Genomic DNA, 26,097 nt, shown 5'->3' with positions numbered 1-26,097 from the left:
CGTTTTAACGCTGCCGGACAGGCTCCTGGTGGCTCCGTCTATTTTATTTATTCAGGTATGAAAATGAATAATCACTCTGGTACCGTTGGCATTGTTATGCCTATGTATAATGCTCGCCAGACGGTATTACGCGCCGTGCAGTCCGTTATCAATCAAACCTATCAGGACTGGCACCTGTATCTGATCAACGATAAATCCACCGATGATTCACTCGAGTGGGTGAGAGAACAGTGTCAGGACCCGCGTATTACCCTTCTCGATAACGCGGTCAACATGGGCGCCGCAGAAACCCGCAATGTCGGACTGCGTGCCGCGACAGAAGAGATCATCGCCTTTCTTGACAGCGATGACGAATGGCACAGCGACAAGCTGCGTCAGCAGATGCAGGCTATTGCCGATGGCGATAATCTGGTCATTACGGAATATCACTACAAAACGCGCAAAGCCGACCACGATATCCGCTACGCAAAGCCTTACCTGCAACAGGACAACTTCGTGAAAAAACAGTATCGGGTGTGCTTCTCATCCGTCTGTTTTCGCCGTCCGCCGGGTGGCATTTTGTTTGAACGTAAAGGCCATGAAGACTTCCTTTTCCTCTACGAACTGTTTAACCGTTATAAACAGGCCCGCATAATTCAGAGCATTCTGGTGAATTATTACGAACTGGGTGATTCCCTGTCGCGCAATAAAAATAAAGCCGCCAAATGGCACCTCGAACTATTAAGAATTATCTATAAAAACAATCCGTTAAAAATCTATTACTATTACGCCTGGTATATGGTGAATGGTGTGCTGTTTAGCCTGAAACACCGCTAAGCCGATCGGCAGGATTGTGTATAAATTTGAGGTGGATAACGTTTCATGAAAAAAATTGTCCTGGTGATCAAAGACGCTTACTCGTATGCGGGCACCGAAAATATCTGTAATTTTATGTCGGAATGTCTCGGCGATGAGCACGACGTCACCATCTACTCGCTAGAGGGGCACGGTGAACCCTTTTACCCTTTTGAGAAGGTCAAACAGATCGTCAGCTTTGAAGGGGAAAGCAATCCCATCAAGCGTGCCGTTGCCCGCATCCAGCAGGAAGGCTTCGACACCGTATTTTTAATCAGCATGGGTCGCCTGAGCGTGATGTTTGCCTTCTGGAACCTGATGACGCTGAAAAAGAAGCGTTTCAAAGCTTATGCCTGCGAGCACATCGCCATTAACTCCTTCAGTAAGCCCATTAAATTCCTCAAGTTCCTGCTACTGCGCTACTACGATCGCGTCATCGTGCTGACGGATAAAGATCACCAGGTGTTTCAGCGCTGGCACATTCCCAGTCAGGCCATTCCTAACCCGGTAGTGTACAAATCCTGGCATCGCACCACGCGCCATCGTCAGGCGCTGGCCGTGGGCCGTCTGGACAATCAAAAGGGATTTGACCTGTTACTGGATATCTGGCGCGACTTTACGAGAGCGCATCCTGACTGGACGCTGGTCATTGCCGGCGACGGAGAATTACGTCAGCAGTTGCACGATCAGGCGGCGGTACTGGGCATCACTTCCAGCGTGAATTTTGTCGGTAAAGTCACCAACATCAATGATTACTATCGCGACAGTGATATGGCGCTGATGACCTCGCGCTACGAAGGTTTGCCGCTGGTGCTGCTGGAAGCAAAATCCTGGTCACTGCCGGTCGTCGCCTATGACTGTCCAACCGGCCCGCAGGAGATCATTAACCACGGTGAAGACGGTTTCCTGGTGCCAATGAACAAGAAAAGCGAATTCCTGGCGCGGATGGAACAGCTCGCCAGCGATGATGCGCTGTTCTACGCCATGAGCGAAAAAACCCAACAAACCGCGCTGAAATTTGACGGCAAGCAAATTAAACAAAGCTGGCTGGCACTGGTGTAACGGGCTGGAGAAGCTCACTTTTGATGTGCCTCATGGGACACCTTTTATGGCTGAGTTTATAGCCTTCATGACGACGGGATTTATTGCATGAAAAGAAGAGAAGTCTTGCAAACCGCAGCCTCCGCCCTTGTAGGGGCGCTCTCCGTGAGCACCTTTTCCAGTTACGCCGCTAAAAACAATGGCCTGGCGCTAAAGTCGGTTGATGCCACCGCGATTCCCAAAGGCGATGTACCCATTCTGACACCTGAAAACGTCTATGCGATGCCGCCGCAGTTTTGGCAAAACTTTCAGGGAAAACTGTGGATTGGTCAATCCGGCAGTGATGCCAGCAAACCGGGTAACCAGATACCGGTATTCCTGCGCGATGCAAAAGGTAATCTGGCACAAATCAGCCAGCCGATTACCCTGAACAAAGGCAATTTTGACCAGTTCGTTAAAGATAATGCGGCGCTGATAGCCAACCCCTCGCACTCGATGGCGCTGGAAGACAGCAACGGGCAGATGGTGTTTAACATTCCTGATGTCAGCCAGCCGGGCCAGGCGGCCTTCAGCCAGCGCCTGGCGCAGCCTGCGGGTTACCAGCTGATTGGCGAGATCCCCTCGGTAGACGATCTGCGCAAGACGCGACCGCTGTTTGAAGGGGCAAAAATCAAGCTGAAAAGCTGGCACGCCGGGCTTGAAGTGGGCGGCGGTGAGTTCGTCGGCAGCTTTCAGCCGGCGCAGGACGATCAGGGGGTGATTTTCAGCGGCGACGGATTTCACTGGCGTCGCGTGGTCGATGACTTCAACCGTCTCTCGCTGTTTGATTTTGGCGCTATCGCTGACGGCAAAACCGACAGTGCGCCCGCGATTAAAGCCATGTACCAGTGGTCGCAACAGAGCGATCAGCCCATCTGTGTGCAGTTCCCTGCCGGTACCTTCTTTGTGTCCGGCTGTGATTTCGGCGAAGAACAGCGCCGCTTCTTCCGTATCTCCGGGGCGATGGTTAACTTCGGTTATTTCCCGGCGACCACCATCGTTTCAGATGGTAAATCCCCGTTTGTGTTCGAAGTCAGCGCCCGCTGGGTGGAAATCTCTAACCTGATTTTCAACGGCAATACGGATTCCAGTCCCAATAAACAGGGCCTGTTCCGTAATACCTGTCCGGGCGGCCAGTTTTTCCGTGGCGCGTGCCTGCGCTTCAACCAGGTCGGCGGCACCGCGCTCAGCCTGCTGGATACACTGGACTGTAAGATTGACCAGTGGTACGCCTCGGCCTGTACCGGTGATGTGATCCAGGCGGGCTGGTCCGGTCAGAAGAAGGGCAACTGGGATCACAGCACGGCCATCGAGCTGTCTAACTTTAACGCTCAGCACTGTAAGGGCGGCAAAGTCCTCAATCTGCCGCGCTGCAGCCAGTCGCTGATTCATAACGGCTGGATAGAGCACTGCGACAATCCGGGTGATATCTCAAACGGTCAGTGGATTATTGACGCCCTCAGCCTTGAGGATTGTAAAAATCCGCTGATCGCCTGGCATTCCCGCCTGAATACACGTCAGACCAACCTGCAATCCGGCAGCTGGATTGATAATTCAGAGCAGGGCGACCGTTGGTTAAGCGCCTGGGAGATGGGATCAACCCGCGTTGAATCCTATGGCGTCGCCATTGATGGCAGCCTGAAATACAACTACCTCACCTCGCGCTGGTTGTTGGAAAACAACAGCAATCAGGCCGTGTGGTTCGAACTGGCTAATCTTTATTCCCCGACCGTCGGTGATTCGTGGGAAATCGAACTCTTTGGTCAGTCGCAGTTCAATAACGGCACGGATGGTGAACCGCTGATGAACCTGATCAGTGGCAAAAACACCGGCGGCCGGGCGGTGATTCATGTTCAGCGTAAGAAAGACCATGCCGAAGCCAGCTGGTCAGCGGAAGGCAGTAGCCCGGTGCTGGATGTGCGTTACGTCGCCAAAACCGATACTGACACCCAGGTTTTCGTCAAACTGGCCGGGTGGACGCCATCTGCCGCCGTGATGATCAAGAGCACAGCGAAAGATCGTTTTGTGACCGGCCGTTGTGCGCGGGTCGATGCCAAAATGGCGAAGGCCACGCCGGACAGCAGCAGCCATGCTGCCCCACAGCGTTTCAGCCTGCACAATGGCAAAGCGGGCGTGGGCGCGAATGAGCAGGGGGATTTATTGCTCGCCTCCCGCGCGTTGTCTGATGACAAGGTGGATACCAGCAAACCTGAAGGATTCGTGTCTGTCGTTATTAACGGTAAGCAGGTCGCTTTACCGTATTTTGCTATCAAATCGTCATGAGAGAGGGCTGCCTGATGGCAGCCAACACCAACAGCATCTGGGACGTTGGTGAATTGAAATAACTTGCTGTTTTTAATCGTATTCATTTTGCCCGTTTCGGAACTGGGCGGTTGGTAGAATTAGAAAAAATTATTCGGAGTTTTTATGAAGATTTTATTGGTGGGTAACCATACCTGTGGGAATCGTGGGGATGGCGCGATTCTACGTGGACTGATTGATTCAATTCAGGCCGCGCGCAACGATGTAGATATTGATGTTATAAGCCGTTATCCAACCAGCTCCGGTTATCTGCTTCAGCAACATATTCAGCAGGATAAGCTCTTCCTGCACAATAACTCCTCGGGTAAAGGCCTGATTGGCTCCGTGAAACGCAAAGTCGCTAACCGACTGATGCCGAATATCATGATGGCGCACCTGGGCAAAGGCGGGCCGTATAAATCCTTTTCCGTTCCGCCGCACCTTAAAGCTTTTACGGAAAGTCTGGCGCAGTACGATGCGGTGATTCAGGTTGGTGGATCGTTTTTCGTCGATCTCTACGGTGTTACCCAGTTTGACCATGCGCTCTGCGCGCTACTGGCGAAAAAACCGCTTTATCTCATCGGTCACTCAGTCGGCCCCTTCCAGAACGCCCGCACTAACCAACTGGCCAATTTTGTGTTTGACCGGGTTGATCAACTTATTTTGCGTGAGTCTGTCAGCCTGGACCTGATGAAGCGCGACGGCGTGACCAGCTCGAAAGTGGTGCCCGGCGTGGATACCGCATTCCTGGTTCGCGCCCGCCACGTTGACAATCCCAGCCACAGCCTGCAGCACTGGCAAAGCGTCATCCGTGAACGTAAAACCATTGCGATTACGGTCCGCGAACTGGCCCCGTTTGATAAGCGTCTGGGCGTGACGCAGCAAGAGTATGAAGCCGCATTCGGTCGGGTGATCAATGCCATGATCGCCAGCGGTTACCAGGTCGTGGCGTTATCAACCTGCACGGGCATCGACAGCTATGCAAAAGATGACCGTATGGTGGCGCTGACTTTACGCGACCATGTCCAGCAGCCTGAGCATTATCACGTTGTCATGGATGAGTTTAACGACCTTGAGTTGGGAGTGCTCCTCAGCGAGTGTCATTTGACCATTGGAACCCGTCTGCACTCAGCCATCATCTCAATGAACTTTGGCACACCTGCGGTCGCTATCAACTATGAACACAAATCCATGGGCGTCATGAATCAGTTAGGTCTGCCGCAAATGGCGACCGATGTGCAGAGCCTGATGGACGGTTCGCTGATTGATAAGGTTCAGGCTATCCTGGCCGACTACGACACCATCAAGCAAAACGTCGACATCGCCGTGGCGCGCGAAAGGGAAGTCGGTAACAGAATCACGGAAGAGATTCTAAACGTAATAGGATAATGTGATGAAACTGACTTTTTTCACTATGCGTTTCCCGGTTGCCTCAGAAACCTTTGTTCTCAACCAGGTCACTCACTTTATTGATGCCGGTTACGACGTCGAGATTATCTCGGTGTTTCCGGGGGACTTAGTGAACCGGCACGGCGCGTTTGACGAATATGGCCTGGCGGCAAAAACCCATTATCTGCTGCCAGAAGAGAAAATTTCCCTGGCCGATAAGCTGGGGCAACGCCTGAAACTGGTTCTGCCGAAAATCACCAAAGTCTCGTTACTCCGTTCGCTGAACGTGCGCCGCTATGGCGCACAGTCCAGTAAACTGCTGCTGCCTGCGATTGTCGCCAACGCGCGCCAGACCTACGTCGCCGATGTCTTTCTGGTGCATTTCGGCTACGCCGGTGCGCTGGCAAACAAGCTGCGTGAACTGGGTATCCTGAAAGGTAAACAGGCAACGGTGTTTCACGGAGCGGATATCTCCCGTCGTCACATCCTGGACGAGCACAAGCAGGATTATCGTAATCTGTTCCAGCAGAGCGAACTGATGCTGCCTATCAGCCATCTGTGGCAAAACAAGCTGATTGCAATGGGTTGTCCGCCAGAGAAGATCCACGTTACCCGCATGGGCATCGAACCGGAAAAATTCAATTTCCAGCCACGTGATGCCTTTCACAAGCCGTTGCGCATTGTGTCCGTCGCTCGCCTGACCGAAAAGAAAGGGTTGGATGTGGCCGTTAAAGCCAGCGCCATTCTCAAACAGCGCGGCGGGCAGTTCCAGTACACCATCATCGGTAATGGCGACCAGGATCAGATGATGCGCGACTTCATCGCGCACGAAAAGATGGACGACTGCGTCACCATGCCGGGCTTTAAACCTCAGGAAGAGATCCGCAAGGCACTCAATGAAGCCGATATCTTTCTGTTGCCTTCGAAAACAGCCGCAGATGGCGATATGGAAGGGATTCCGGTGGCCCTGATGGAAGCGATGGCGGTGGGGCTGCCGGTGGTCTCCACCTTCCACAGCGGGATTCCAGAGTTAATCGAACATAACGTTTCGGGCTGGTTGGTGAAGGAAGATGATGCCGAAGCGCTGGCCGACACGCTGCTGAAGTTATCTCAAGGCGAAGTGGACGTTGCGCCGGTTGTCGCGGCCGCCAGACAAAAAGTTGAAACCGAGTTTAATCAGCACATCGCGTATCGCGAGCTGGCACAGATTCTGGAGCAAATGGTTTGAGTGGAATAAAGTCACAGGCGATGTGGTTGTTTGGCAGCACCTGTTTTTCAGCCGTATTACAGGTCGCCCAACTGAGTATTCTCGCCCGGAAACTCGAAACCCATGAGCTGGGGCTGTTGGCGATCATCAACGCGATTCTGGCGGTAGCAGGCGTGCTGCAGGATATGGGCATGAGCAGTTATCTGGTCCATCGCCAGAACATTACCCGGCGCGAACAGAGCACCATCTACTGGGTGAACGTCTCGCTCAGCTTGTGTACCGGCCTTGTTATGCTGTTGATTGCCTGGCCTGTTTCCTGGTTCTATCATCTGCCGGAACTGGTGGGGCTGATTATGCTGACCAGCCTTAACTTTCTGGTACTGGGGCATCTTTCGCAATATCAGGCGCACTACATTAAAACCAAACGGATGGTGTCGCTGGCGAAGATTGAAATGGGCACCAAGCTGTTTGCGTTTCTGTGCGTCGTGGCGATGCTGGAGTTTACCTCGCTGACGGTGGCTGCGGCGATCCTTGGCCTGTTCATCAACGCCTTCACCCGCATTCTGTGCATGATTGCGCTGGGTGAGAAGTCCTGGCGTCCTACATGGGAATTCGACAAGCAAACCTTCTTGAGTGCGATACGTTACGGCATCTATCAGCTGGGTTCGCAGACCATTAACCAGCTCCGCACCCAGGCCGATGCGCTGGTGGTCGGTAAAGTGATGGGGGCCGAGATGCTCGGCATCTATTCACTGGCGAAAGAGCTGGTGCTGCAGCCGCTGAAGTTGGTGTCGCCGGTCATCAACCGCCTGGCACTGCCGCGTTTTGCCGAGAAGCAGCAGGACCCGGAGCAGTTAAAGAAGCTGTTCCTGAAAGGCACATTGATGATAATGCTCTTCAGCAGCGCCATGTACCTTGCTATCGGTATTCTGTCTCCGGTCATTGTACGCGTGCTCTATGGTGCATCTCATGAACAGGTTTATCACCTGATCCCGCTGATGCTGCTGTTTGGTATGTTGCGTCCAATGGGCGGACTGACCGGGGCGATTTCCCAGGCGAATGGCCGCACTAACGTGGAGTTCTACTGGAACATCGTAGCCAGCCTGGTGGTCATGGCCGTGCTTGCCACCACCTTCATCTGGCCAAACGTGCTCTATGTCGCGCTGACGTTGTCGATCTCACAGGTGCTGATTTCCGCCCTGGCGCATCCATTCTTCATCAAGCCGGTGATAGGTATCCGCTTTATCCCTTACGCCCGACAGTGGGTATCTGTGTCGGTGCTGTTTGTGGGACTCATGCTGCTGGTCAATCACTTCGATCTTTTCGTGATGCCAGAATGGTTTGAACAGTGGCTGTAAGCCAATAACAACGGGCGACCTGAGGTCGCCCGTTTCTTTTTACGGCTGGTATTAAAAACACCTGAGTAAATTCTGATAACACGTCTCAGACTCGCCTTAATTAATTGTGTTTACTCCGCATCTTTCGGGGTTCAGGCATCGTAAAAACCCGAATTTGTAAGATTTCACAGCGAGTTAGTGTTGCCTTTTCAGATAAAGATTATACTTCCTTTTCCGGTCCATCCGGCATAATTAACGTATGTCTTCACTTCATTAGATGGAATAACTATGACCAAGCTTAAAGCAGTAATCCCGGTTGCGGGTCTCGGTATGCATATGCTTCCGGCGACTAAAGCCATTCCGAAAGAGATGCTGCCTGTAGTGGACAAGCCAATGATTCAATACATCATTGATGAGTGTGTTGCGGCAGGTATCAAAGAGATTGTGCTGGTCACCCATGCGTCAAAAAATGCGGTAGAAAATCACTTTGACACCACCTATGAGCTTGAAGCTCTGCTCGAAGCACGCGTTAAGCGCCAACTGCTGAGTGAAGTCCAGTCAATTTGCCCACCAGGCGTGACCATCATGAACGTGCGCCAGGCGCAGCCATTGGGCCTGGGCCATTCCGTCCTCTGCGCACGTCCTATGATTGGCGACAATCCTTTTGTTGTTGTCCTGCCGGATGTGCTGTTAGACGATTCCACCGCTGACCATTTACGCTATAATCTCGCGGCAATGGTTGCACGTTTTGAAGAGACAGGTAACAGCCAGGTCCTGGCAAAACACCTTACCGACTACGATCTGTCTGAGTATTCCGTTATCACTACGGAGCAGCCGCTGGAAAACCCAGGCGATGTCAGCACCATTACCAACTACGTTGAGAAACCAGAGCATCCGGATGAGTTAAACTCGGATCTGGCAGCAGTAGGTCGTTACGTGCTTTCTGCGGATATCTGGGCTGAACTGGAACGTACCGAACCGGGTGCATGGGGCCGTATTCAGCTGACGGATGCCATTGCCAGCCTGAGTAAGAAGAAAACGGTGGATGTGTCACTGATGACAGGACACAGTTTCGACTGCGGACGTAAAATGGGTTACATGCAGGCATTTGTTTCTTATGGTTTGCGTAGCAATGCGCAAGGTCGCGAGTTCCGCGAAGCCATCAAGAAAATTCTGGCGAAGTAATCACATATTATTCGCTGCGGCTGACGCGGCAGAAAGGGAGAAAAGATGGCTATTTTGGTAACGGGAGGAGCAGGTTATATCGGCTCCCACACAGTGCTGGCACTGCTTGAGCGCGGTGATGATGTGGTGGTACTGGATAATCTGTGCAACGCCTCGCGTGAGGCCATCAATCGGGTTGAAAAACTTGCCGGTAAGAAAGCCACCTTTATCGAAGGTGATGTTCTTGACCGCGCCTGCCTGCGTGACCTGTTCGCTTCAAACAGTATCTCTGCCGTGATTCACTTTGCCGCGTTAAAAGCGGTAGGGGAGTCAACGCGTATGCCGCTGGAATACTACGAAAACAACGTCGCCGGCACGGTAGTTCTGCTGGAAGAGATGCGCAATGCGGGCGTCTGGAACTTTATTTTCAGCTCTTCCGCCACCGTTTACGGTGCCAATGCGCCCGTGCCTTACGTGGAAACCACACCGATTGGTGGTACCACGAGTCCGTATGGTACCTCCAAACTGATGGTTGAATTTATCATTCGTGATTTCGCCAAAGCTGAACCTCATTTCAAAACTATTGCACTGCGCTACTTTAACCCGGTCGGCGCGCATGAGTCGGGTGAGATTGGCGAAGACCCAACGGGTATTCCTAATAACCTGCTGCCCTATATTGCCCAGGTCGCTATCGGTCGGCTGGACAAGTTAGGCGTTTTCGGCGGTGACTATGACACGCCAGACGGCACCTGTCTGCGTGACTATATTCATGTTGTCGACCTGGCGGAAGGCCACCTGAAAGCGCTGGACCATCTTGGCAAGATTGAGGGTTATAAAGCCTATAACCTCGGCGGTGGGAAAGGTTTCTCCGTATTGGAAATGATCAAGGCGTTTGAGAAAGCCTCAGGCAAACCGATTCCGTTTGAAATCAAGCCGCGCCGTGATGGTGATTTGCCTGCGTTCTGGGCGGATGCCTCGCTGGCAAACCAGGAACTGGACTGGCGGGTTTCGCGTGGTATCGATGCGATGATGCGCGATACGTGGAACTGGCAGTCGAAGAATCCGGATGGGTTTCGCTAATTTTTCCTCTTTTAAGGCGGACTTTATGTCTGCCTTTTCCCTCTTCTATCTTCCTCTCTTGTTTTTCGTCACTTTCTGATTGTGCCAATTAGCTCTCGAATGAAGTATCTTCTATGCACTTTTCGCACAATTGGTTAATAATTAAACTGTCATTAAATGGCATAGGCCATTTTGTTCGTGTTCAGCAGACCGCAGTGGTAAAATTCTTATGCTGAAATAATTCATTCTTTTTAATAAATTTAAGGAATTGTATTGTTTCAAAAGTAGAGTGCTCCGCTGCTGGAAAACGCACTATGCTACAAGATGGTTTTACGGATCAGCATATTGGGAGCTGCAACCCAAGGGCGGTAGCGTTTTTCATTGCTGGTGCGTTATTACATTTTCTATACGGGTCGGGATAGCTCGACCGCAATGTCAGGAATAGCCCAACTTCATGAAGATTTTAATTACTGGTGGTGCAGGTTTTATCGGTTCGGCTGTGGTTCGTCATATCATTGAAGAGACCTGCGATGAGGTGATCAACGTTGATAAACTCACCTATGCAGGCAATCTAGAATCACTAGAAATGATCAAAAACGATCCGCGTTACACTTTCTGCCATGTTGACATTTGCGATGGAGTTGCGGTTTCAAAAGTGTTATCCGAACATCAACCTGATGTAATTATGCATTTGGCTGCTGAGAGTCATGTAGATCGCTCTATCACTGGGCCCGCCGAATTCGTTCAAACTAATGTTGTAGGTACTTACTCCTTGCTGGAGGCAAGCCGCCAATACTGGATGAACCTGCCCGAAGCGCGTAAAAACATCTTCCGCTTTCATCACATTTCTACTGATGAAGTGTATGGTGATCTGCCGCACCCAGATGAGATGGCTGGTGAGCTGCCACTGTTTACAGAAACGACGCCGTATTCGCCAAGCAGCCCTTACTCCTCAACTAAAGCCGCAAGTGATCACTTGGTTCGTGCATGGGGACGTACCTATGGCCTTCCGGTTATCGTTACCAATTGCTCTAACAATTACGGCCCCTACCATTTCCCTGAAAAATTGATCCCCCTTATCATCAGCAATGCACTCGAGGGCAAAGCGTTGCCGATTTATGGCAACGGTGATCAAATCCGTGACTGGTTGTATGTTGAAGATCACGCACGTGCATTGTATCTAGTGGCGACACAGGCGAAAACAGGCACCACTTACAATATTGGTGGCCATAATGAGAAACAAAACCTTGAGGTTGTACATAAAGTTTGTGAGCTTCTTGATGAGTTGCGACCTAAAGATATGCCTTACTCACAACAAATTACCTATGTTGCCGACCGCCCTGGGCACGATCGTCGTTATGCCATAGATGCCTCGAAAATTGAACGTGAACTGGGCTGGAAACCCCAGGAAAGTTTCGAATCTGGCCTGCGTAAAACAGTCCAATGGTATCTCAATAATCAAGAGTGGGTTGAGCATGTTAAAAGTGGGACCTACCAAAATTGGATTGAGCAAAATTACGAGAAACGTAGCTGATGAGAATTTTGCTATTGGGTAAAAATGGTCAAGTGGGTTGGGAATTGCAGCGTGCACTGGCACCCTTGGGTGATGTGTTCGCGTTAGATAGACATTCTTTAGATCACTGCGGTGATCTTACCAATCCAGAGGGTATCGCAAAAACAGTTCGGGATATCAAACCTGATGTTATTGTGAATGCGGCCGCCTATACAGCCGTAGATAAAGCCGAAAGTGACATACAAAGCGCGAGTTTAATTAACACAGCTAGCGTGGAAACGTTGGCTCGAACAGCAAATGAAATCAAGGCGCTTCTGGTTCATTACTCCACCGACTACGTTTTTGATGGCAGCGGCGAACGACCCTGGAAAGAAGAGGATGCGACGGCTCCCCTTAATATTTACGGTAAAACTAAGCTTCAGGGCGAAGAAGCTATCATCAGAAATACGTCGAATTATCTTATTTTTCGCACAAGCTGGGTGTATGCAGCAAAAGGTAATAATTTTGCTAAAACAATGATTCGTCTGGCACACGAACGTGAAACTCTCTCCGTAATTAATGACCAATTTGGTACTCCAACCGGAGCCGAGCTTATAGCTGATAGTACAGCTCATGCAATAAAGGCAACACTGGCTAATCCCGAAAAAGCAGGCGTTTACCATTTAATTGCTTCGGGTGTAACTACATGGCATGCCTATGCTGAAGTAGTCATAGCATACGCACGGCAAAAAGGGCTACCACTAAAAGTTTCAACAATCAATACTGTTGAAACATCGGCATTTCCAACTCCTGCTAAACGTCCACATAATTCCCGACTTAACACTGAGAAACTCATCACCACATTCGGAATCACGCTGCCGGACTGGAAACAGGGCGTTTTTCGTATGCTGGATGAAATATATAGCTGAGTTACGTTTAGTTTAAAAATTTATAGGAAATCGTTGTGAAAAGTAAAAAAGGAATCATTCTTGCTGGCGGTTCAGGTACACGCCTTTATCCGGTCACTATGGCCGTGAGCAAACAGCTACTGCCTATCTATGATAAGCCGATGATCTATTACCCACTAAGTACCTTAATGCTTGCAGGTATCCGTGATATTTTGATCATCAGTACCCCGCAAGATACGCCTCGATTCGAAAGTCTGCTGGGTGATGGCTCGCAGTGGGGAATTAACCTTCAATATATAGTGCAAGAAAGCCCAGATGGGCTGGCGCAGGCTTTTATTCTTGGCGAAGAGTTTATTGGTGAGGATAACTGTGCATTAATATTGGGCGATAATATCTTTTATGGTCACGATTTGCATAAGCAACTCGAAGACGCGTCGAATAAATCCCAAGGCGCAACGGTCTTTGCCTATCATGTACACGATCCCGAACGTTACGGTGTTGTTGAATTTGATAGTGCGGGTAAGGCGATTTCTTTGGTAGAGAAGCCATCAGAACCCAAGAGTAATTATGCTGTGACAGGGCTCTATTTTTATGATAACAGCGTTGTCGAAATGGCGAAAAAGCTAAAACCTTCACCACGTGGTGAACTTGAAATCACGGATATCAATAATCTTTATCTTGAGAAAGGTGAGCTTTCAGTTTCTATTATGGGGCGTGGGCATGCCTGGCTAGATACTGGTACTCATCAGAGTTTGAATGAAGCCAATAATTTTATCCAGACCATCGAAACACGTCAGGGCTTGAAAGTAGCCTGTCCTGAAGAAATTTCCTACCGAATGGGTTTTATCGATGCTGAAAAGCTTAAGGAATTAGCGCAACCGCTGCTTAAAAATGATTATGGCAAATATTTAATGGCTTTGTACAACGGAAAATTATAATGAAAATCATTGATACTGAAATTCCGGATGTGAAAATTATTGAGCCATTAGTCTTTGGAGACGAGCGCGGATTTTTCATGGAGACATGGCAGCAGAAAAAATTTGAGGATTTAGTCTGCCAGAGAAACTTTGTACAGGATAACCACTCAAAATCAGCTAAAGGTATTCTTAGAGGTTTACATTATCAGACTGAGAATACTCAAGGTAAGTTAGTAAGAGTCGTCTCCGGTGAAGTTTTCGATGTTGCAGTAGATATGCGTAAATCATCACAAACCTTCGGAAAGTGGGTTGGTGTTCTGCTTTCTGCTGAAAATAAACTTCAGCTCTGGGTTCCAGAAGGGTTTGCCCATGGTTTCTATGTAACCTCTGATAGTGCTGAATTCGTATATAAATGTACCAATTATTATAATCCTAATGCTGAGCACTCATTATTATGGAATGATGAAAAAATTGGAATTGAATGGCCTATCACAATGGAACCTAAATTATCTGCCAAAGATGCTATGGCAACAAGCTTTGACAATGCTGTTTATTTTGAGTGAGAGAAATGTTAAATAATCATCTTTTTACTGCTCATCGCCAATTAATTTATCAAATGACGAAGCGAGAAATCACCAGTCGTTATAGAGGTTCAGCATTAGGCATGTTGTGGTCTTTTATTAACCCACTTCTGATGCTAATAGTTTATACATTTGTTTTTTCAGTAGTGTTTAAAGCTAAATGGCCAGGTACTGCAGAGGAATCTAAATCACAATTCGCCATTATTCTTTTTGCAGGCATGATAATTCATGCTTTCTATTGTGAAGTGTTAAACCTGTCTTCAAGCAACATTGTAGGTAACTCAAACTATGTTAAAAAGGTAGTTTTTCCTCTTGAAATATTAACCTTGATAACAAGCTTTGCAGCCTTGTTCAATATGTTCATCAGTGTAATTGTTTTATTTGTGATTAACATTATTCTTGGCGATACGTTACATTGGACAATGCTCTTAAGTCCTATTGTTGTTTTCCCGCTTTTTATATTAGCAGTGGGATCAGGATGGTTAGTGTCAGCACTCGGTGTTTACATAAGAGATATAAGCCAGTTCATGGGTGTACTAACATCTCTTTTACTATTCCTCTCTCCGGTTTTCTTTTCGCTTAATTCATTACCTGTTGAATTTAGAGGCATTATAGAATTAAATCCACTCACATTCATTATAGAACAATTTAGGAAAGTGTTTATCTTTGGAGAACTACCTAATTTTGTTGGACTAATAGAATATACAGCCATAAGTATGATTTTTACTTTTATTTCATACCGAATTTTCAATAAGTTGAGGAAAGGGTTTGCTGATGTCCTCTGAAAAATTTGCTATAGAAATCAATGAAGTGAGTAAATGTTTTTTTGTCTACAAGAAACCTATTAATAGACTCAAACAGTTTATTGCTCCTAAAATTGGCTTGAAAAATAAAAAATATTACGATGAGTTTTGGGCTGTAAATAAAGTATCCGCAAGAATTAAACCAGGTGAAACAGTTGCAATAATTGGTCGTAATGGTTCAGGAAAATCCACGCTTTTACAGATGATCTGTGGAACACTTCAGCCAACTATCGGTAATATTAAAGTTAACGGAAAAGTTGCTGCTTTACTTGAATTAGGATCAGGTTTTAATCCTGAGTTCACGGGGCGAGAAAATATATACCTCAATGCCTCGGTTTATGGATTAACGCGTGATGAGATTGACAATAAATTCGAGAGTATTGTAAATTTTGCCGATATTGGTGATTTTATTGAACAACCAGTAAAAACGTATTCGAGTGGTATGTATGTAAGACTTGCGTTCGCAGTCATTACACATGTTGACGCGGATATCCTGGTCATTGATGAAGCTTTAGCTGTGGGTGATGCAGTCTTTACCCAAAAATGTATGCGCTTTATTCGCAATTTTCAAAAGAATGGAACATTGCTTTTTGTTAGCCATGATATGTCATCTGTACAGAGCTTATGCGAAAAAGCGATTTGGCTTAATAAAGGAAATACTATAAGTTACGGCTTGTCTAAAGACATTGCTGAAGAATATCTGAAATTTACATTAGAACAAATTTATGGTGAAAGTGCTGTATTAGAAAATGTGGGTAATGAACCTAAAACAGACACTAATGTAGAGGCTGATACTGGCCCCGCAGTTGTGGACTATAGCGCTGATGTAGAAGTAGTTGATAATTTATCATTAGCGAATGGCTGGAAAACGGGTGAAGCAGAAATTATTGGCGTTTCACTTCAAAATCTTTCGCATGATAGTGAGATTTTGAGAGGTGGAGAGAAGGTGAGAATCACCTTAAACGCTATAGCTAATAGCACACTTGATGCGCCCATTCTTGGTTTTTTGGTTAAGGATAAGCTCGGACAATTTCTTTTTGGCGAAAATACCTTACCGCTCACAGGAATAAATCCGCCAACGTATACCGCAGGTCAAAAATTTTCAGCTGTATTTGAGTTTTTTTTGCCAATGTTACCTAATGGTGATTATGCATTAATGTGTTCAATTGCAAATGGTGATTTGGTTAATAATATCCAGCATCATCATTTACATGATGCACTTTTCATCAAAGTATTTAACAGCCAGGTCCGTTGGGGACTGGTTGGTGTTAAGTTTAGCAAAATAACAATGGAAGCAATATGAGTAACTCTCTGTGGCATTTGTATCAAGAACATAAACAGAAACGCTCTGATAAATGGGAGTTATATTTAAATACCTATGACAATATTCTTGAGCCAATTAAAGATGAAGTTAAAAGCATATTTGAAATAGGCATTCAGAACGGTGGCTCGCTTGAAATATGGGATAAGTATTTTCCTAATATTAGTTCCATAGTGGGTTGTGATATTAATCCTAAGTGTGCAGAACTAAAATACGAAAATGAAAAAATAAAGGTTCTTGTACAGGATGCGAACGAATCAACAACAGTTTCTGTAATCAAAGAAAATTTTTCGACTGGCATAGATCTCATTATTGATGATGGATCACATACCAGTAAAGATATAATATTATCTTTTCTAAATTATTTCCCACTGTTAAATTACAATCGCTTCATGATTATTGAGGATTTGCATTGTAGTTATTGGAAAGACTTTGGTGGTGGACTTTATGATCCTATGTCTTCATTAGCTTTTTTGAAGAAATTATCGGATTGCATAAATTACGAACACTGGGGGTTACCATCCAAAACTAAAAAACAATTCCTTCAGGAATTTGAAAAATTTTATGGTATAGACGTCGATGAAAGCATTTTAGCAGAAATACATAGCATAACTTTCTACAACTCAATTTGTGTGATAGCTAAAAAACTGCCAGAGAACAACCAGTTAGGCCGTCGAATAATGGCGGGAGAAACACAACAAGTCATCTCACTAGATCATGTGATGATGCATGTCAATTCACCAGATCAATCTGAAAATTTCTGGTCAAATATTGATAGATCTCCAGAGTCGCTATATCCAGACTTATTGGGAAGGAATTATAATTATTTACGAGAAATTGAAGAGTTGAAATTATCGTATCAATCTTTTGAAAACGAAAGGTCAGATTTATCAATTAAAATTCAAGCTTTAGAAAAAGAATTAAGCACTGTAAATCACGAAATACAATCGATTAAAAATTCGTTCACTTATCGCTTAATCAATAAATTAAAGATTTTTTTTGGAATTAAAAAATGAATAAAGTTAAACCTATAGCTTTTTATTTGCCTCAGTTTCACCGTGTTAAAGAAAATGACGAATGGTGGGGTAAAGGGTTTACCGAATGGACCAATGTTGCAAAAGCAAAGCCCAATTTTGATGGTCATTATCAGCCTCATGTTCCAGCAGATTTAGGATTTTATGATCTTAATGATGTTGAAAATATGAGAGAACAATCCGAATTGGCCCGTAATCATGGTATACATGGTTTCTGTTTTTATTATTACAGATTTAAAGATGGTCGTCGTATATTAGAAAAACCAATAGATCAATATGTAGCAAGTGACATCGATTTTCCATTTTGTTACTGCTGGGCTAATGAAAACTGGACTAAAACATGGGATGGTTTAGATAAAGAGGTCCTTCTTGAACAAAATCATGGGGGAGAAGACGATATTGATTTTTTTAGTGAATTACTGAATGTATTCAAAGATAGCAGGTATATTAAAGTTGAGGGTAAACCGGTGCTTTTGGTTTATCGGGCTGACCTGTTAGTTGATGCGAAAAGTCTTACCGATAAGTGGCGTAAACTAGCTAAAGATGCCGGTTTTCCAGATATACATTTATGTGCAGTCCAGTTCTATGGAATTGAAAACCCAACTGTCTATGGCTTTGATGCTGCGGTTGAGTTCCCGCCTCATAAATTTATAGGGCCGGAAAATAGACCTGATGAGGTTCTGAATATTACCAATTCAGAGTTTTCAGGCGGTATTGTGGATTACCGGAAAGTATTAAGCCAGGCTATACATCGAAACGTTCCTGATTATCAATGTTATCGCGGTATTATTCCATCGTGGGACAATACAGCCAGACGCCAACATACTGGCCACATATTTATTAATGCTTCGCCTAAACTTTACCAATTCTGGTTGTCTTATTTAGTTGATTATACGAAAAAATATTTTAAAGATGAGCAACAATTTATTTTCATAAATGCCTGGAACGAATGGGCTGAAGGTGCTCACCTTGAACCTGATCTGAAAAATGGTCTTGCATATCTTGAAGCTACATTATCTGCAGTTAATGAGAAAAAAGTAGATATAAAGAACATCATAATGAATGAAAATTTGTTTGATTTTTTAGCAAAAAATTTATCAGAAGAAGAAATTCAAAGAATTAATAAAGCATTAACTTTATCGTATTATTCATCTGAAAGCGTTTGGTTAAGCAAGAATCACCCTAAGGAGTCTCATGATGTAAGAAAATTGAGAGTTCGTGATCATATCAGACTGAATCACCCTAACTTATATAAATTAACCCTTCCAATCTATAAAATGATAAGAAAACTGAGATGAAAACAGTTGCTGTTGTTGCTCATTATGATGTAAATAATATTGCTGATGATTATCTATTACCTCTCTTCAGTAGTTTATTTCAAGTTTGTGATAAAATTGTAGTCGTAACAACTTCTGGAATTGAGCAAGCCAGCCATTCTAAACTTTCCTCATTAGGTAATTTAGAGATTATTACTCGTGAAAACGTTGGTTATGATTTTTTAAGTTATAAAACAGGGATTGATAGTATTGCCGATCTTGATTTATATGATCGCTTACTGGTTTTGAATGATAGTTTTTATACTAGTAAAAATTTCAATTTAGAAAAAATTCTTATAAAAAGTGAGGCAAAAGATATTTTTGGTCTTACCTCTACAAACCAGTTCAGGTTTCACTTACAAAGTTATTTTCTGGTTTTTAATAAAAAAGCACTTCTGTCTAAGTGGTTTTTTAAATTTTGGAATGGAGTCTTTAGCTACAAGCGCAAGATAAAAATCATTTTTAATTATGAAATGGGGTTAACATCTAGCGCATTACATGATGGTTTGACAGTGGGTAGTGTAATTTCTTCTAATCATAAAGAAAATCCTTGCCATAAAAATGTAGAAGAGTTATTCAGTAAAGTTGGTATCGTCAAAATCGATGTCTTAAGAAATAATATCGCTTATTTTGATGTTAATAGATTAGATGATGTCCATGTCATAAAATCTCATCTGGCAAGAACGACTTCTGCATATAGTCATCGCAAACTTGAATATGGTAAAAATATTCAGGCTGGAGATAATTTTTTCGAATTTTCAAACATATCCGAAAGGGAAACTGATGTTGCTGTTATTATGCATATCTTTTATCCAGAGATAGCCAGGGAAATTTATCATTATATTGAGCGTATTCCTTATGATTTTGACATATTTATCACAGTACCTGAAGAGTCTTATATTCCAGTATTGATAGACTTATTTATGGGACTTTCTTGTTCAATACACATTGCCGTTTCTGAAAATAAAGGGAGGGATGTGTATCCTTTTATCAAGATAATGCAATCCTTTGATTTTAGAAAGTACTCAATGGTTTTGAAACTGCATACGAAAAAGAGCAAATACAGTGAGCTCGGGGATGCGTGGAGGCGAAATATTTTTTCTGGACTTCTTCCCCCTTCCGCAGAATTAAATAGTCTTCGTTTGAAATTCTTAAATGATAAGATTGGCATTGTTGCACCTCTTAAAGATTATTTATCGAATGATGACTATTGGGGTGCTAATAAAGAGCGTGTATTTTTATACGCGCAGCGTTTAGGCCTTGACGAAGAAGAAATTGACCTTTTCTTTGTTGGAGGAACCATGTTCTGGTTCAGACCTGATTCGCTATATCCTGTGATAGATTTAATTAGCGATACCGACTTTGAAGAAGAGCTAAATCAACAGGATGGCACTTTTGCTCATGCTTTTGAAAGGTTGACATGCCTTTCTGCACTGAGTCAGGGTTATAAAGTTATTGATATTGATGAGTTTAAAGAGGTAGATAGTTCAATGGTGAAAAGTAATAAAGTTATTGTGCTCAAGTGAAATCTAAAATGATTGATACATTTGCCTTTTATTTTCCACAATTTTACCCTACGGTCGAAAATTCTAAATGGTGGGGTGAAGGATTTACAGACTGGAATTTAGTTCGAGATGCGCGTCCCCAGTTTTCTATGCATAATCAGCCTCGTTTTCCTGCGAATGGTTATCTTGACCAATCAAACCCAGAAGTAATTAAATCTCAAGCAGAGCTTGCAGCAGAGTATTTTATATCTGGATTTAATTTCTATCATTATTGGTTTGACGGACAGGCCCATCTCGATATTCCCATCAAAAATTTGATTTCACAGCCTTCGATTAACATTAAATTCATGATGACTTGGGCCAATGAGAGTTGGACCCGACAATGGATTGGCAAACCGAACGAATTCCTTATTAAACAGAATTATTATAATAGTGACGCTGAAATTGTTGAGCACTACAACTATTTGAGTGGTTTTTTTAAGGATGAAAGATATTACAGAATAGATAATAAGCCTGTTTTGAATATTTACCGGCCTGAAATCATACCTTCTTTGCAAAAAATATTAGAAAGGTTTAAAGAACTTGCAAGAAAAGATGGTTTTGATGGTTTGTATATTATTGCATGTAGAAGTTACGAAATTTCTAATGCAGAATATATCTATGGGCTTTTTGATGCGGTTATGAATTTTAACCCTCGTTATGCAATAAATTTCCACCTTAAAAAAAGTAAGTTTTCAGCTCTAGAGAAAATTGCACGCAGTATGCCAGAAAGTATTCAATCTCTAATTTCTCAATTTCGAAATGGGGGCGGTGGTTTGAATAGGTTTGATTATATTGATTTTATTTCGTCTCTAAAAAGAAGCGAGAACTTTATTCATGATAAGCCGGTCTATCATTCTATTTTCCCAGATTGGGATAATACGGCACGTTATGGTAAAAAGGCAACGTTGTTCGACAATGTTTCTGCTGAGCGCTATGAGGAAGCACTTTTCGAAGCTGTTAATAAATTATCTAATTCTCATCAGCCACTTTTATTTATTAATGCATGGAATGAATGGTCTGAAAGTGCGTACCTTGAACCCGATAATAGTCGGCATAAAATATTTCTAGAGGTTACCAGAAACGTTCTTTCTGCAAATCGATAGCGATTGGTGAGATAATAAATTACTTTTTTAGGTTTGTGATGGTGAATAGTGAAAATTATAGCTTCTGTAGTTTTATATAAACATAATTATAATGATGTTAAGGACACACTGGATTCATTAATTAGTGACGAAAGTATTGATAAGATTGTACTTGTCGATAATGGTAATCACTGTAGATGGCTTTCCGATTTGATTAACCCCAAAATAGAGCTACTCACTAACCCATACAATCATGGCTTCGGTGCAGGCCATAATTCTGTTTTCTCAAAGTATATTGATTTAGCGGATTATTTTCTTGTTTGTAATCCCGATATTTCTTTCTCTAAGGGTGAGATATCTAGCCTGTATTCCTATTGCGTTAAAAACAAAATAGACTTTTCAATTCCAAAAATACTATATCCTGATGGGACGCTACAATATGCTTGCAAGCTATTGCCAAATCCTACTCAACTTTTCATACGCAGGTTTCTCAATAATAAAAATAAACTGAACGAAGAATATGAATTACATCATGCCGATTATAATAAATCTTTTTTTGCTCCGTCGTTTTCTGGTTGCTGTATGCTATTAAGCAATTCTGCGATAAAGTATTCTAATGGCTTTGATGAAAGGTTTTTCCTCTATTTTGAAGACGTGGATTTGTCTCGGCGTCTCTGTGATTCTGATTTGAGAGTAGCATACTGTCCTTTATCCAAAGTTTATCACGAAGCACAGCGGCGATCTTATATTAATTATAAGTTTCTTTTTTATCATATCGTATCCGCTTTAAAGTACTTTAATAAATGGGGTTGGTGCAATGACGTTATTAGGGTGCGTTTGAACAAAAAATGCTTAAGTCAGTTTAGTTAACGTCTGTTACATATTTTCCCCTACACTTATTCTTTGTTTTAATTAACTTCCACGGATGGTCTGTTATTAGTATCATGTCCTTACCTTTACAGATCACATTAACATTAGTGGATTGATCTTCAGACAGGAGTAAAAAATGTCCAAGCAACAGATCGGCGTCGTAGGTATGGCAGTGATGGGACGCAACCTCGCCCTTAACATCGAGAGCCGCGGTTACACCGTTTCTGTCTTCAACCGTTCACGCGAGAAGACAGATGAAGTGATTGCTGATAATCCAGGCAAGAAACTTGCGCCGTTCTACACCGTTGAAGAGTTTGTTGACTCGCTCGAAAAACCGCGCCGTATCCTTCTGATGGTACAAGCTGGTGAAGCAACAGATAAAACGATTGCTTCACTGACGCCGCACCTTGATAAGGGCGATATCCTGATCGATGGGGGGAATACTTTCTATAAAGATACCATCCGTCGCAATAAAGAGCTTTCGGATCAGGGTTTCAACTTCATCGGTACCGGTGTTTCTGGCGGCGAAGAGGGTGCACTGAAAGGCCCTTCAATCATGCCTGGCGGTCAGAAAGAAGCGTATGAGCTGGTTGCGCCTATTCTTGATAAGATTGCTGCACGTGCGGAAGACGGTGAGGCTTGCGTCTCTTATATCGGTCCGGACGGTGCTGGCCATTACGTTAAAATGGTTCATAACGGTATCGAATATGGCGATATGCAGCTGATTGCTGAGGCTTATGCTCTGCTGAAAGGGGCACTCGGCCTTAACAATGAAGAACTGGCCGAAACCTTCACTGAGTGGAATAACGGTGAACTGAGTAGTTATCTGATCGATATCACCAAGGACATCTTCACTAAGAAAGATGAAGAAGGTCACTACCTGGTTGATGTCATTCTTGATGAAGCAGCCAACAAGGGTACGGGTAAATGGACCAGCCAGAGTTCGCTCGATCTCGGTGAGCCGCTGTCGCTGATTACCGAATCGGTGTTTGCGCGCTATCTCTCTTCACTGAAGACTCAGCGTGTTGCTGCCTCAAAAGTGCTGAGCGGTCCTCAGGCTAAAGCCTTTACCGGTGATAAAGCTGAATTCATTGAAAAAGTTCGTCGCGCTCTGTATCTGGGTAAAATCGTTTCTTACGCACAGGGCTTTTCGCAGCTGCGTGCAGCATCAGACGAGAATAACTGGGATCTGCAGTATGGTGAAATCGCGAAGATTTTCCGTGCTGGCTGTATTATCCGTGCGCAATTCCTGCAGAAAATTACGGATGCGTATGCAGAGAATGCAGGCATCGCTAACCTGCTGCTGGCGCCTTACTTCAAGGATATTGCTGACCAGTACCAACAGGCACTGCGTGATGTGGTTGCTTATGCCGTACAGAACGGGATTCCAACACCAACTTTCTCAGCAGCGATTGCTTACTATGACAGCTATCGTTCAGAGGTTCTGCCTGCCAACCTGATTCAGGCACAACGTGACTACTTTGGTGCGCACACTTATAAGCGTATTGATAAAGACGGTGTGTTCCATACCGAGTGGTTAGATTAATCAATCCGCAGTAAAGCAAAAAGGCTTCCCACAGGAAGCCTTTTTTTAACCCACCAACAAATCCCCGCTCCTCACCGACTTCTCTCCCGCCAGCCTCAACACCAACATCCCTGCAGTGGCAAATCTGGCCCAGTGACGGGCATAAAGTATCCCACCGAACTCCGCCACCAGTGGTGTGATATGGTCCGTTACCGGATCGACAATCTCCGCGACCACTTCACCTGGCCTGATAAGCGCACCCAGAGGTTTACGATGCAGAATCAGTCCCGACACCGGCGAGTGAACATATTCGCAACCCGCAAGCGGAGTAGGGGGATTTTTCAGCGCAGGCGACAGGGCGGATGTCCCTTCGATATGACGCTGTTTAATAATGCTGCTTTCATCAATGCTCGTTGCCACACCCGGAGCGCCGAGTCCGGTACCGCTCTCGTCAACGCCTACTACATCTTCACCGCCGCTGGCGACCGACACCAACTCATCACCGCCGATAACCGGTGCCGCGACCTCGACAGAAACGGCAGCCTCACTGGCGGTAATGTAGCCCGATTCCTGTAGCGCGCTGATAATCGCATCGGCATCCTGCTCCGCCTGCTCTGGTGACACGTCGCGCACGCCCCGAAGTTCAAGCGTCACAGGTAACAAGCCCTGCGGCATCGGAAATTGTTCGCCAAAGCGGTCAGCCAGCGTCAGCCAGGGTTCACAACAGGCTTCATCGAATGGCTCTCCGCCGGAAATTTGCGCCAGCAGTTGAACTTCACTGCCTAACCAGCGTGCCAGCGGTTCAACCTCCGGCCACGCATGAGGCGTGGTATACAGATGCGGCAGGGCTTCCCAGTCGCAATGCAGGTCGATCATTAAATCAGCCTGGCTGGCCATGCGCATCAGCGTGAAACGCTGTGCTTCAAGCTCCGTTTTGGGCACGGTATCACGGTAGTGGCGATCGATCGCATCGCGAATCAGCCGCTTGTTCTGGGTTTCGTTTGGCGTCAGGACAGTGGCCAGTTCATTAGCCAGCGACGCGCCAAGCGACGGAAACTTACGGTTAAAGTCTTGTCCGGTCTGGGTATGAAATCGCCCTAAATGGGTGCCATGCCAGTGCTGGCTGAGCGCCAGAGGATTAGAAACCGGGATGAGCGTAAACGACGCTTTCAACCGTCCGGCGGACTCCAGGGTTTGCAGACGCTGTTTCAAAAACCACGCGACAGCCATGCCGGGTATTTCATCCCCATGCAAGGCTGCCTGGATATAAACCTGTCGCGTAGGGTCATCGCCAAAATGAAAACTGATGATTTCACGCTGGGTGCCGAGAGAGGCGCTTAACAAGGGGTGATGTTGTTGGTACATACCGTGTTAATGTCCTTTTGTCGGTTCAGGGCAGCAAGCGCTGCCCATAAAGTCATTGAGTATAGCCCTGCAGAGGCCGAAGGGCGAAAATGCCCTTCATGACCTTACTTTTGAATGGAAATGTCGGTCGAGAAATAGTGCTTCTGAATCTTATCAAAGGTGCCGTTTTTCTTGATTTCATCAAAGGCATTATCCAGCGCCGTTTTCAGCTCGGTGTCATCTTTGCGCAGGCCAATAGCCGTGCCTGGACCGATAATGGGGTCCTGAACAATCGGGCCTGCGAGCGCAAAATCTTTGCCCTGCGGCTGCTTCAGAAAACCATTGGCGGCCTGCGCGGCATCGGTAAAGACTGCGTCAAGGCGTCCGGCTACTAAATCGCTTTCCACCTGAGCCTGATCGCCGTAAGGCACCACGGTGACGCCATGCGGCTGCCATTTGGCGCGGGCATAACGTTCCTGCACCGTGCCCTGTTCTACACCAACCGTTTTCCCTTTGAGCGACTCTGGCGTCGGTAACAGGCCAGAACCTTTGCGTGCGATAAGCTGAGTGTGGGTATCGTAAAGCGGCTGGGTAAAGTCGATTTGCTTCAAACGCTCTTCTGTAATGCCCATGTCAGACAGGATGGCATCGAATTTACGGGCTTTGAGTGCCGGGATCATGCCGTCGAACTGACTTTCCACCCACACGCACTTCGCCTGCATCTGTGCACACAGGGCGTTGCCTAAGTCGATATCGAACCCCACCAGTTTGCCCTGCGGGGTTTTTGATTCGAAAGGCGGATAGGTGGGATCGACGGCGAAGCGGACCTGTTCGATTTTTGCCTGTGCGCCGAACGCACAACCGGCAAGCACGGCCAGTGCCAGCGCAGCGCGCAGGCGGGTTTTGAGGGTTTTCGTTGCCATAGTTAAGATCTTCTGTTGTCGTAATGTTGTATTACGCAGAGTACCTTTCGACCGGGGTGATGG

The 26,097-nt window shown here is 45.5% G+C and carries 22 protein-coding genes; 20 read left to right on the top strand and 2 right to left on the bottom strand.

Annotation, left to right across the window (positions count from 1 at the left end; all coding sequences use genetic code 11):
* Positions 1 to 63: 63 nt before the first annotated feature.
* The 20 genes from NR177_RS04560 (at position 64) to gndA (ending at position 23,788) form a co-directional block, all read left to right on the top strand.
* Complete coding sequence (locus NR177_RS04560; protein ID WP_063880171.1) at positions 64 to 816, top strand: glycosyltransferase family 2 protein; 753 nt, start codon at positions 64 to 66, stop codon at positions 814 to 816.
* 45 nt (positions 817 to 861) lie between these two features.
* Positions 862 to 1,896, top strand: coding sequence for a glycosyltransferase (locus NR177_RS04555; protein WP_096010814.1), 1,035 nt, complete (start codon positions 862 to 864; stop codon positions 1,894 to 1,896).
* An 87-nt stretch (positions 1,897 to 1,983) separates the two neighbouring features.
* Complete coding sequence (locus NR177_RS04550) at positions 1,984 to 4,197, top strand: phage tailspike protein (RefSeq protein WP_256852376.1); 2,214 nt, start codon at positions 1,984 to 1,986, stop codon at positions 4,195 to 4,197.
* Between the two features lie 144 nt (positions 4,198 to 4,341).
* Positions 4,342 to 5,604, top strand: coding sequence for a colanic acid biosynthesis pyruvyl transferase WcaK (gene wcaK / locus NR177_RS04545; protein ID WP_063880168.1), 1,263 nt, complete (start codon positions 4,342 to 4,344; stop codon positions 5,602 to 5,604).
* 4 nt (positions 5,605 to 5,608) lie between these two features.
* Complete coding sequence (locus NR177_RS04540) at positions 5,609 to 6,832, top strand: glycosyltransferase (RefSeq protein WP_109717352.1); 1,224 nt, start codon at positions 5,609 to 5,611, stop codon at positions 6,830 to 6,832.
* Positions 6,829 to 8,169 (top strand): lipopolysaccharide biosynthesis protein, encoded by a 1,341-nt coding sequence (locus NR177_RS04535; RefSeq protein WP_063880166.1) that lies wholly within the window; start codon positions 6,829 to 6,831, stop codon positions 8,167 to 8,169. The genes NR177_RS04540 and NR177_RS04535 overlap by 4 nt, the downstream gene beginning before the upstream one ends.
* A gap of 267 nt (positions 8,170 to 8,436) precedes the next feature.
* Positions 8,437 to 9,333 (top strand): UTP--glucose-1-phosphate uridylyltransferase GalF, encoded by an 897-nt coding sequence (gene galF, locus NR177_RS04530; RefSeq protein ID WP_063880165.1) that lies wholly within the window; start codon positions 8,437 to 8,439, stop codon positions 9,331 to 9,333.
* Between the two features lie 45 nt (positions 9,334 to 9,378).
* Positions 9,379 to 10,392, top strand: coding sequence for a UDP-glucose 4-epimerase GalE (galE, locus tag NR177_RS04525; RefSeq protein WP_063880164.1), 1,014 nt, complete (start codon positions 9,379 to 9,381; stop codon positions 10,390 to 10,392).
* A 433-nt stretch (positions 10,393 to 10,825) separates the two neighbouring features.
* Positions 10,826 to 11,905, top strand: a complete 1,080-nt coding sequence (gene rfbB, locus NR177_RS04520; RefSeq protein WP_256852375.1) for a dTDP-glucose 4,6-dehydratase — start codon at positions 10,826 to 10,828, stop codon at positions 11,903 to 11,905.
* Positions 11,905 to 12,792 (top strand): dTDP-4-dehydrorhamnose reductase, encoded by an 888-nt coding sequence (gene rfbD, locus NR177_RS04515; RefSeq protein ID WP_256852374.1) that lies wholly within the window; start codon positions 11,905 to 11,907, stop codon positions 12,790 to 12,792. Before rfbB ends, rfbD begins: the two co-directional genes overlap by 1 nt.
* Before the next feature lie 35 nt (positions 12,793 to 12,827).
* Entirely contained in the window at positions 12,828 to 13,709 is an 882-nt protein-coding gene (gene rfbA, locus NR177_RS04510) for a glucose-1-phosphate thymidylyltransferase RfbA (RefSeq protein WP_256852373.1), read from the top strand.
* Positions 13,709 to 14,251: a dTDP-4-dehydrorhamnose 3,5-epimerase gene (rfbC, locus tag NR177_RS04505; protein ID WP_256852372.1), complete on the top strand. Its 543-nt coding sequence runs from the start codon at positions 13,709 to 13,711 to the stop codon at positions 14,249 to 14,251. Before rfbA ends, rfbC begins: the two co-directional genes overlap by 1 nt.
* A gap of 5 nt (positions 14,252 to 14,256) precedes the next feature.
* Positions 14,257 to 15,054: an ABC transporter permease gene (locus NR177_RS04500; protein WP_256852371.1), complete on the top strand. Its 798-nt coding sequence runs from the start codon at positions 14,257 to 14,259 to the stop codon at positions 15,052 to 15,054.
* The gene (locus NR177_RS04495; RefSeq protein WP_256852370.1) at positions 15,044 to 16,375 is read left to right on the top strand and encodes an ABC transporter ATP-binding protein; all 1,332 of its coding nucleotides are present in this window, start codon (positions 15,044 to 15,046) and stop codon (positions 16,373 to 16,375) included. Before NR177_RS04500 ends, NR177_RS04495 begins: the two co-directional genes overlap by 11 nt.
* Complete coding sequence (locus NR177_RS04490; protein ID WP_256852369.1) at positions 16,372 to 17,409, top strand: class I SAM-dependent methyltransferase; 1,038 nt, start codon at positions 16,372 to 16,374, stop codon at positions 17,407 to 17,409. The genes NR177_RS04495 and NR177_RS04490 overlap by 4 nt, the downstream gene beginning before the upstream one ends.
* Positions 17,406 to 18,725, top strand: coding sequence for a glycoside hydrolase family 99-like domain-containing protein (locus NR177_RS04485; protein WP_256852368.1), 1,320 nt, complete (start codon positions 17,406 to 17,408; stop codon positions 18,723 to 18,725). The genes NR177_RS04490 and NR177_RS04485 overlap by 4 nt, the downstream gene beginning before the upstream one ends.
* Positions 18,722 to 20,269 (top strand): rhamnan synthesis F family protein, encoded by a 1,548-nt coding sequence (locus NR177_RS04480; protein ID WP_256852367.1) that lies wholly within the window; start codon positions 18,722 to 18,724, stop codon positions 20,267 to 20,269. Before NR177_RS04485 ends, NR177_RS04480 begins: the two co-directional genes overlap by 4 nt.
* Before the next feature lie 8 nt (positions 20,270 to 20,277).
* The gene (locus NR177_RS04475) at positions 20,278 to 21,393 is read left to right on the top strand and encodes a glycoside hydrolase family 99-like domain-containing protein (RefSeq protein ID WP_256852366.1); all 1,116 of its coding nucleotides are present in this window, start codon (positions 20,278 to 20,280) and stop codon (positions 21,391 to 21,393) included.
* Positions 21,394 to 21,441: 48 nt separating this feature from the next.
* Complete coding sequence (locus tag NR177_RS04470; protein ID WP_256852365.1) at positions 21,442 to 22,242, top strand: glycosyltransferase family 2 protein; 801 nt, start codon at positions 21,442 to 21,444, stop codon at positions 22,240 to 22,242.
* Positions 22,243 to 22,378: 136 nt separating this feature from the next.
* A complete protein-coding gene (gene gndA, locus NR177_RS04465; protein ID WP_256852364.1) occupies positions 22,379 to 23,788 on the top strand; it encodes an NADP-dependent phosphogluconate dehydrogenase in 1,410 nt (469 codons plus the stop codon).
* 45 nt (positions 23,789 to 23,833) lie between these two features.
* Here the strand turns inward: gndA and NR177_RS04460 are convergent, their stop codons facing one another.
* Positions 23,834 to 25,132 (bottom strand): succinylglutamate desuccinylase/aspartoacylase family protein, encoded by a 1,299-nt coding sequence (locus NR177_RS04460; protein ID WP_256852363.1) that lies wholly within the window; start codon positions 25,130 to 25,132, stop codon positions 23,834 to 23,836.
* A gap of 104 nt (positions 25,133 to 25,236) precedes the next feature.
* Positions 25,237 to 26,034, bottom strand: coding sequence for an ABC transporter substrate-binding protein (locus NR177_RS04455; RefSeq protein WP_096010792.1), 798 nt, complete (start codon positions 26,032 to 26,034; stop codon positions 25,237 to 25,239).
* Positions 26,035 to 26,097 lie beyond the last annotated feature (63 nt).

Source organism: Pantoea sp. Fr+CA_20 (assembly GCF_024520835.1).
GTDB classification, from domain to species: Bacteria; Pseudomonadota; Gammaproteobacteria; order Enterobacterales; family Enterobacteriaceae; genus Pantoea; species Pantoea allii.
The sequence above is the reverse complement of the archived record's forward strand: the minus strand, read 5'-3'. Positions and strand labels throughout refer to the sequence as shown.

What these genes read in the sequence shown, in the direction of transcription:
- NR177_RS04560 (WP_063880171.1), top strand. Translation starts at nt 64, where the DNA reads ATGAATAATCACTCTGGTACCGTTGGCATTGTTATGCCTATGTATAAT.
- NR177_RS04555 (WP_096010814.1), top strand. Translation starts at nt 862, where the DNA reads ATGAAAAAAATTGTCCTGGTGATCAAAGACGCTTACTCGTATGCGGGC.
- NR177_RS04550 (WP_256852376.1), top strand. Translation starts at nt 1,984, where the DNA reads ATGAAAAGAAGAGAAGTCTTGCAAACCGCAGCCTCCGCCCTTGTAGGG.
- wcaK (WP_063880168.1), top strand. Translation starts at nt 4,342, where the DNA reads ATGAAGATTTTATTGGTGGGTAACCATACCTGTGGGAATCGTGGGGAT.
- NR177_RS04540 (WP_109717352.1), top strand. Translation starts at nt 5,609, where the DNA reads ATGAAACTGACTTTTTTCACTATGCGTTTCCCGGTTGCCTCAGAAACC.
- galF (WP_063880165.1), top strand. Translation starts at nt 8,437, where the DNA reads ATGACCAAGCTTAAAGCAGTAATCCCGGTTGCGGGTCTCGGTATGCAT.
- galE (WP_063880164.1), top strand. Translation starts at nt 9,379, where the DNA reads ATGGCTATTTTGGTAACGGGAGGAGCAGGTTATATCGGCTCCCACACA.
- rfbB (WP_256852375.1), top strand. Translation starts at nt 10,826, where the DNA reads ATGAAGATTTTAATTACTGGTGGTGCAGGTTTTATCGGTTCGGCTGTG.
- rfbD (WP_256852374.1), top strand. Translation starts at nt 11,905, where the DNA reads ATGAGAATTTTGCTATTGGGTAAAAATGGTCAAGTGGGTTGGGAATTG.
- rfbC (WP_256852372.1), top strand. Translation starts at nt 13,709, where the DNA reads ATGAAAATCATTGATACTGAAATTCCGGATGTGAAAATTATTGAGCCA.
- NR177_RS04500 (WP_256852371.1), top strand. Translation starts at nt 14,257, where the DNA reads ATGTTAAATAATCATCTTTTTACTGCTCATCGCCAATTAATTTATCAA.
- NR177_RS04495 (WP_256852370.1), top strand. Translation starts at nt 15,044, where the DNA reads ATGTCCTCTGAAAAATTTGCTATAGAAATCAATGAAGTGAGTAAATGT.
- NR177_RS04490 (WP_256852369.1), top strand. Translation starts at nt 16,372, where the DNA reads ATGAGTAACTCTCTGTGGCATTTGTATCAAGAACATAAACAGAAACGC.
- NR177_RS04485 (WP_256852368.1), top strand. Translation starts at nt 17,406, where the DNA reads ATGAATAAAGTTAAACCTATAGCTTTTTATTTGCCTCAGTTTCACCGT.
- NR177_RS04480 (WP_256852367.1), top strand. Translation starts at nt 18,722, where the DNA reads ATGAAAACAGTTGCTGTTGTTGCTCATTATGATGTAAATAATATTGCT.
- NR177_RS04475 (WP_256852366.1), top strand. Translation starts at nt 20,278, where the DNA reads ATGATTGATACATTTGCCTTTTATTTTCCACAATTTTACCCTACGGTC.
- gndA (WP_256852364.1), top strand. Translation starts at nt 22,379, where the DNA reads ATGTCCAAGCAACAGATCGGCGTCGTAGGTATGGCAGTGATGGGACGC.
- NR177_RS04460 (WP_256852363.1), bottom strand. Translation starts at nt 25,132, where the DNA reads ATGTACCAACAACATCACCCCTTGTTAAGCGCCTCTCTCGGCACCCAG.
- NR177_RS04455 (WP_096010792.1), bottom strand. Translation starts at nt 26,034, where the DNA reads ATGGCAACGAAAACCCTCAAAACCCGCCTGCGCGCTGCGCTGGCACTG.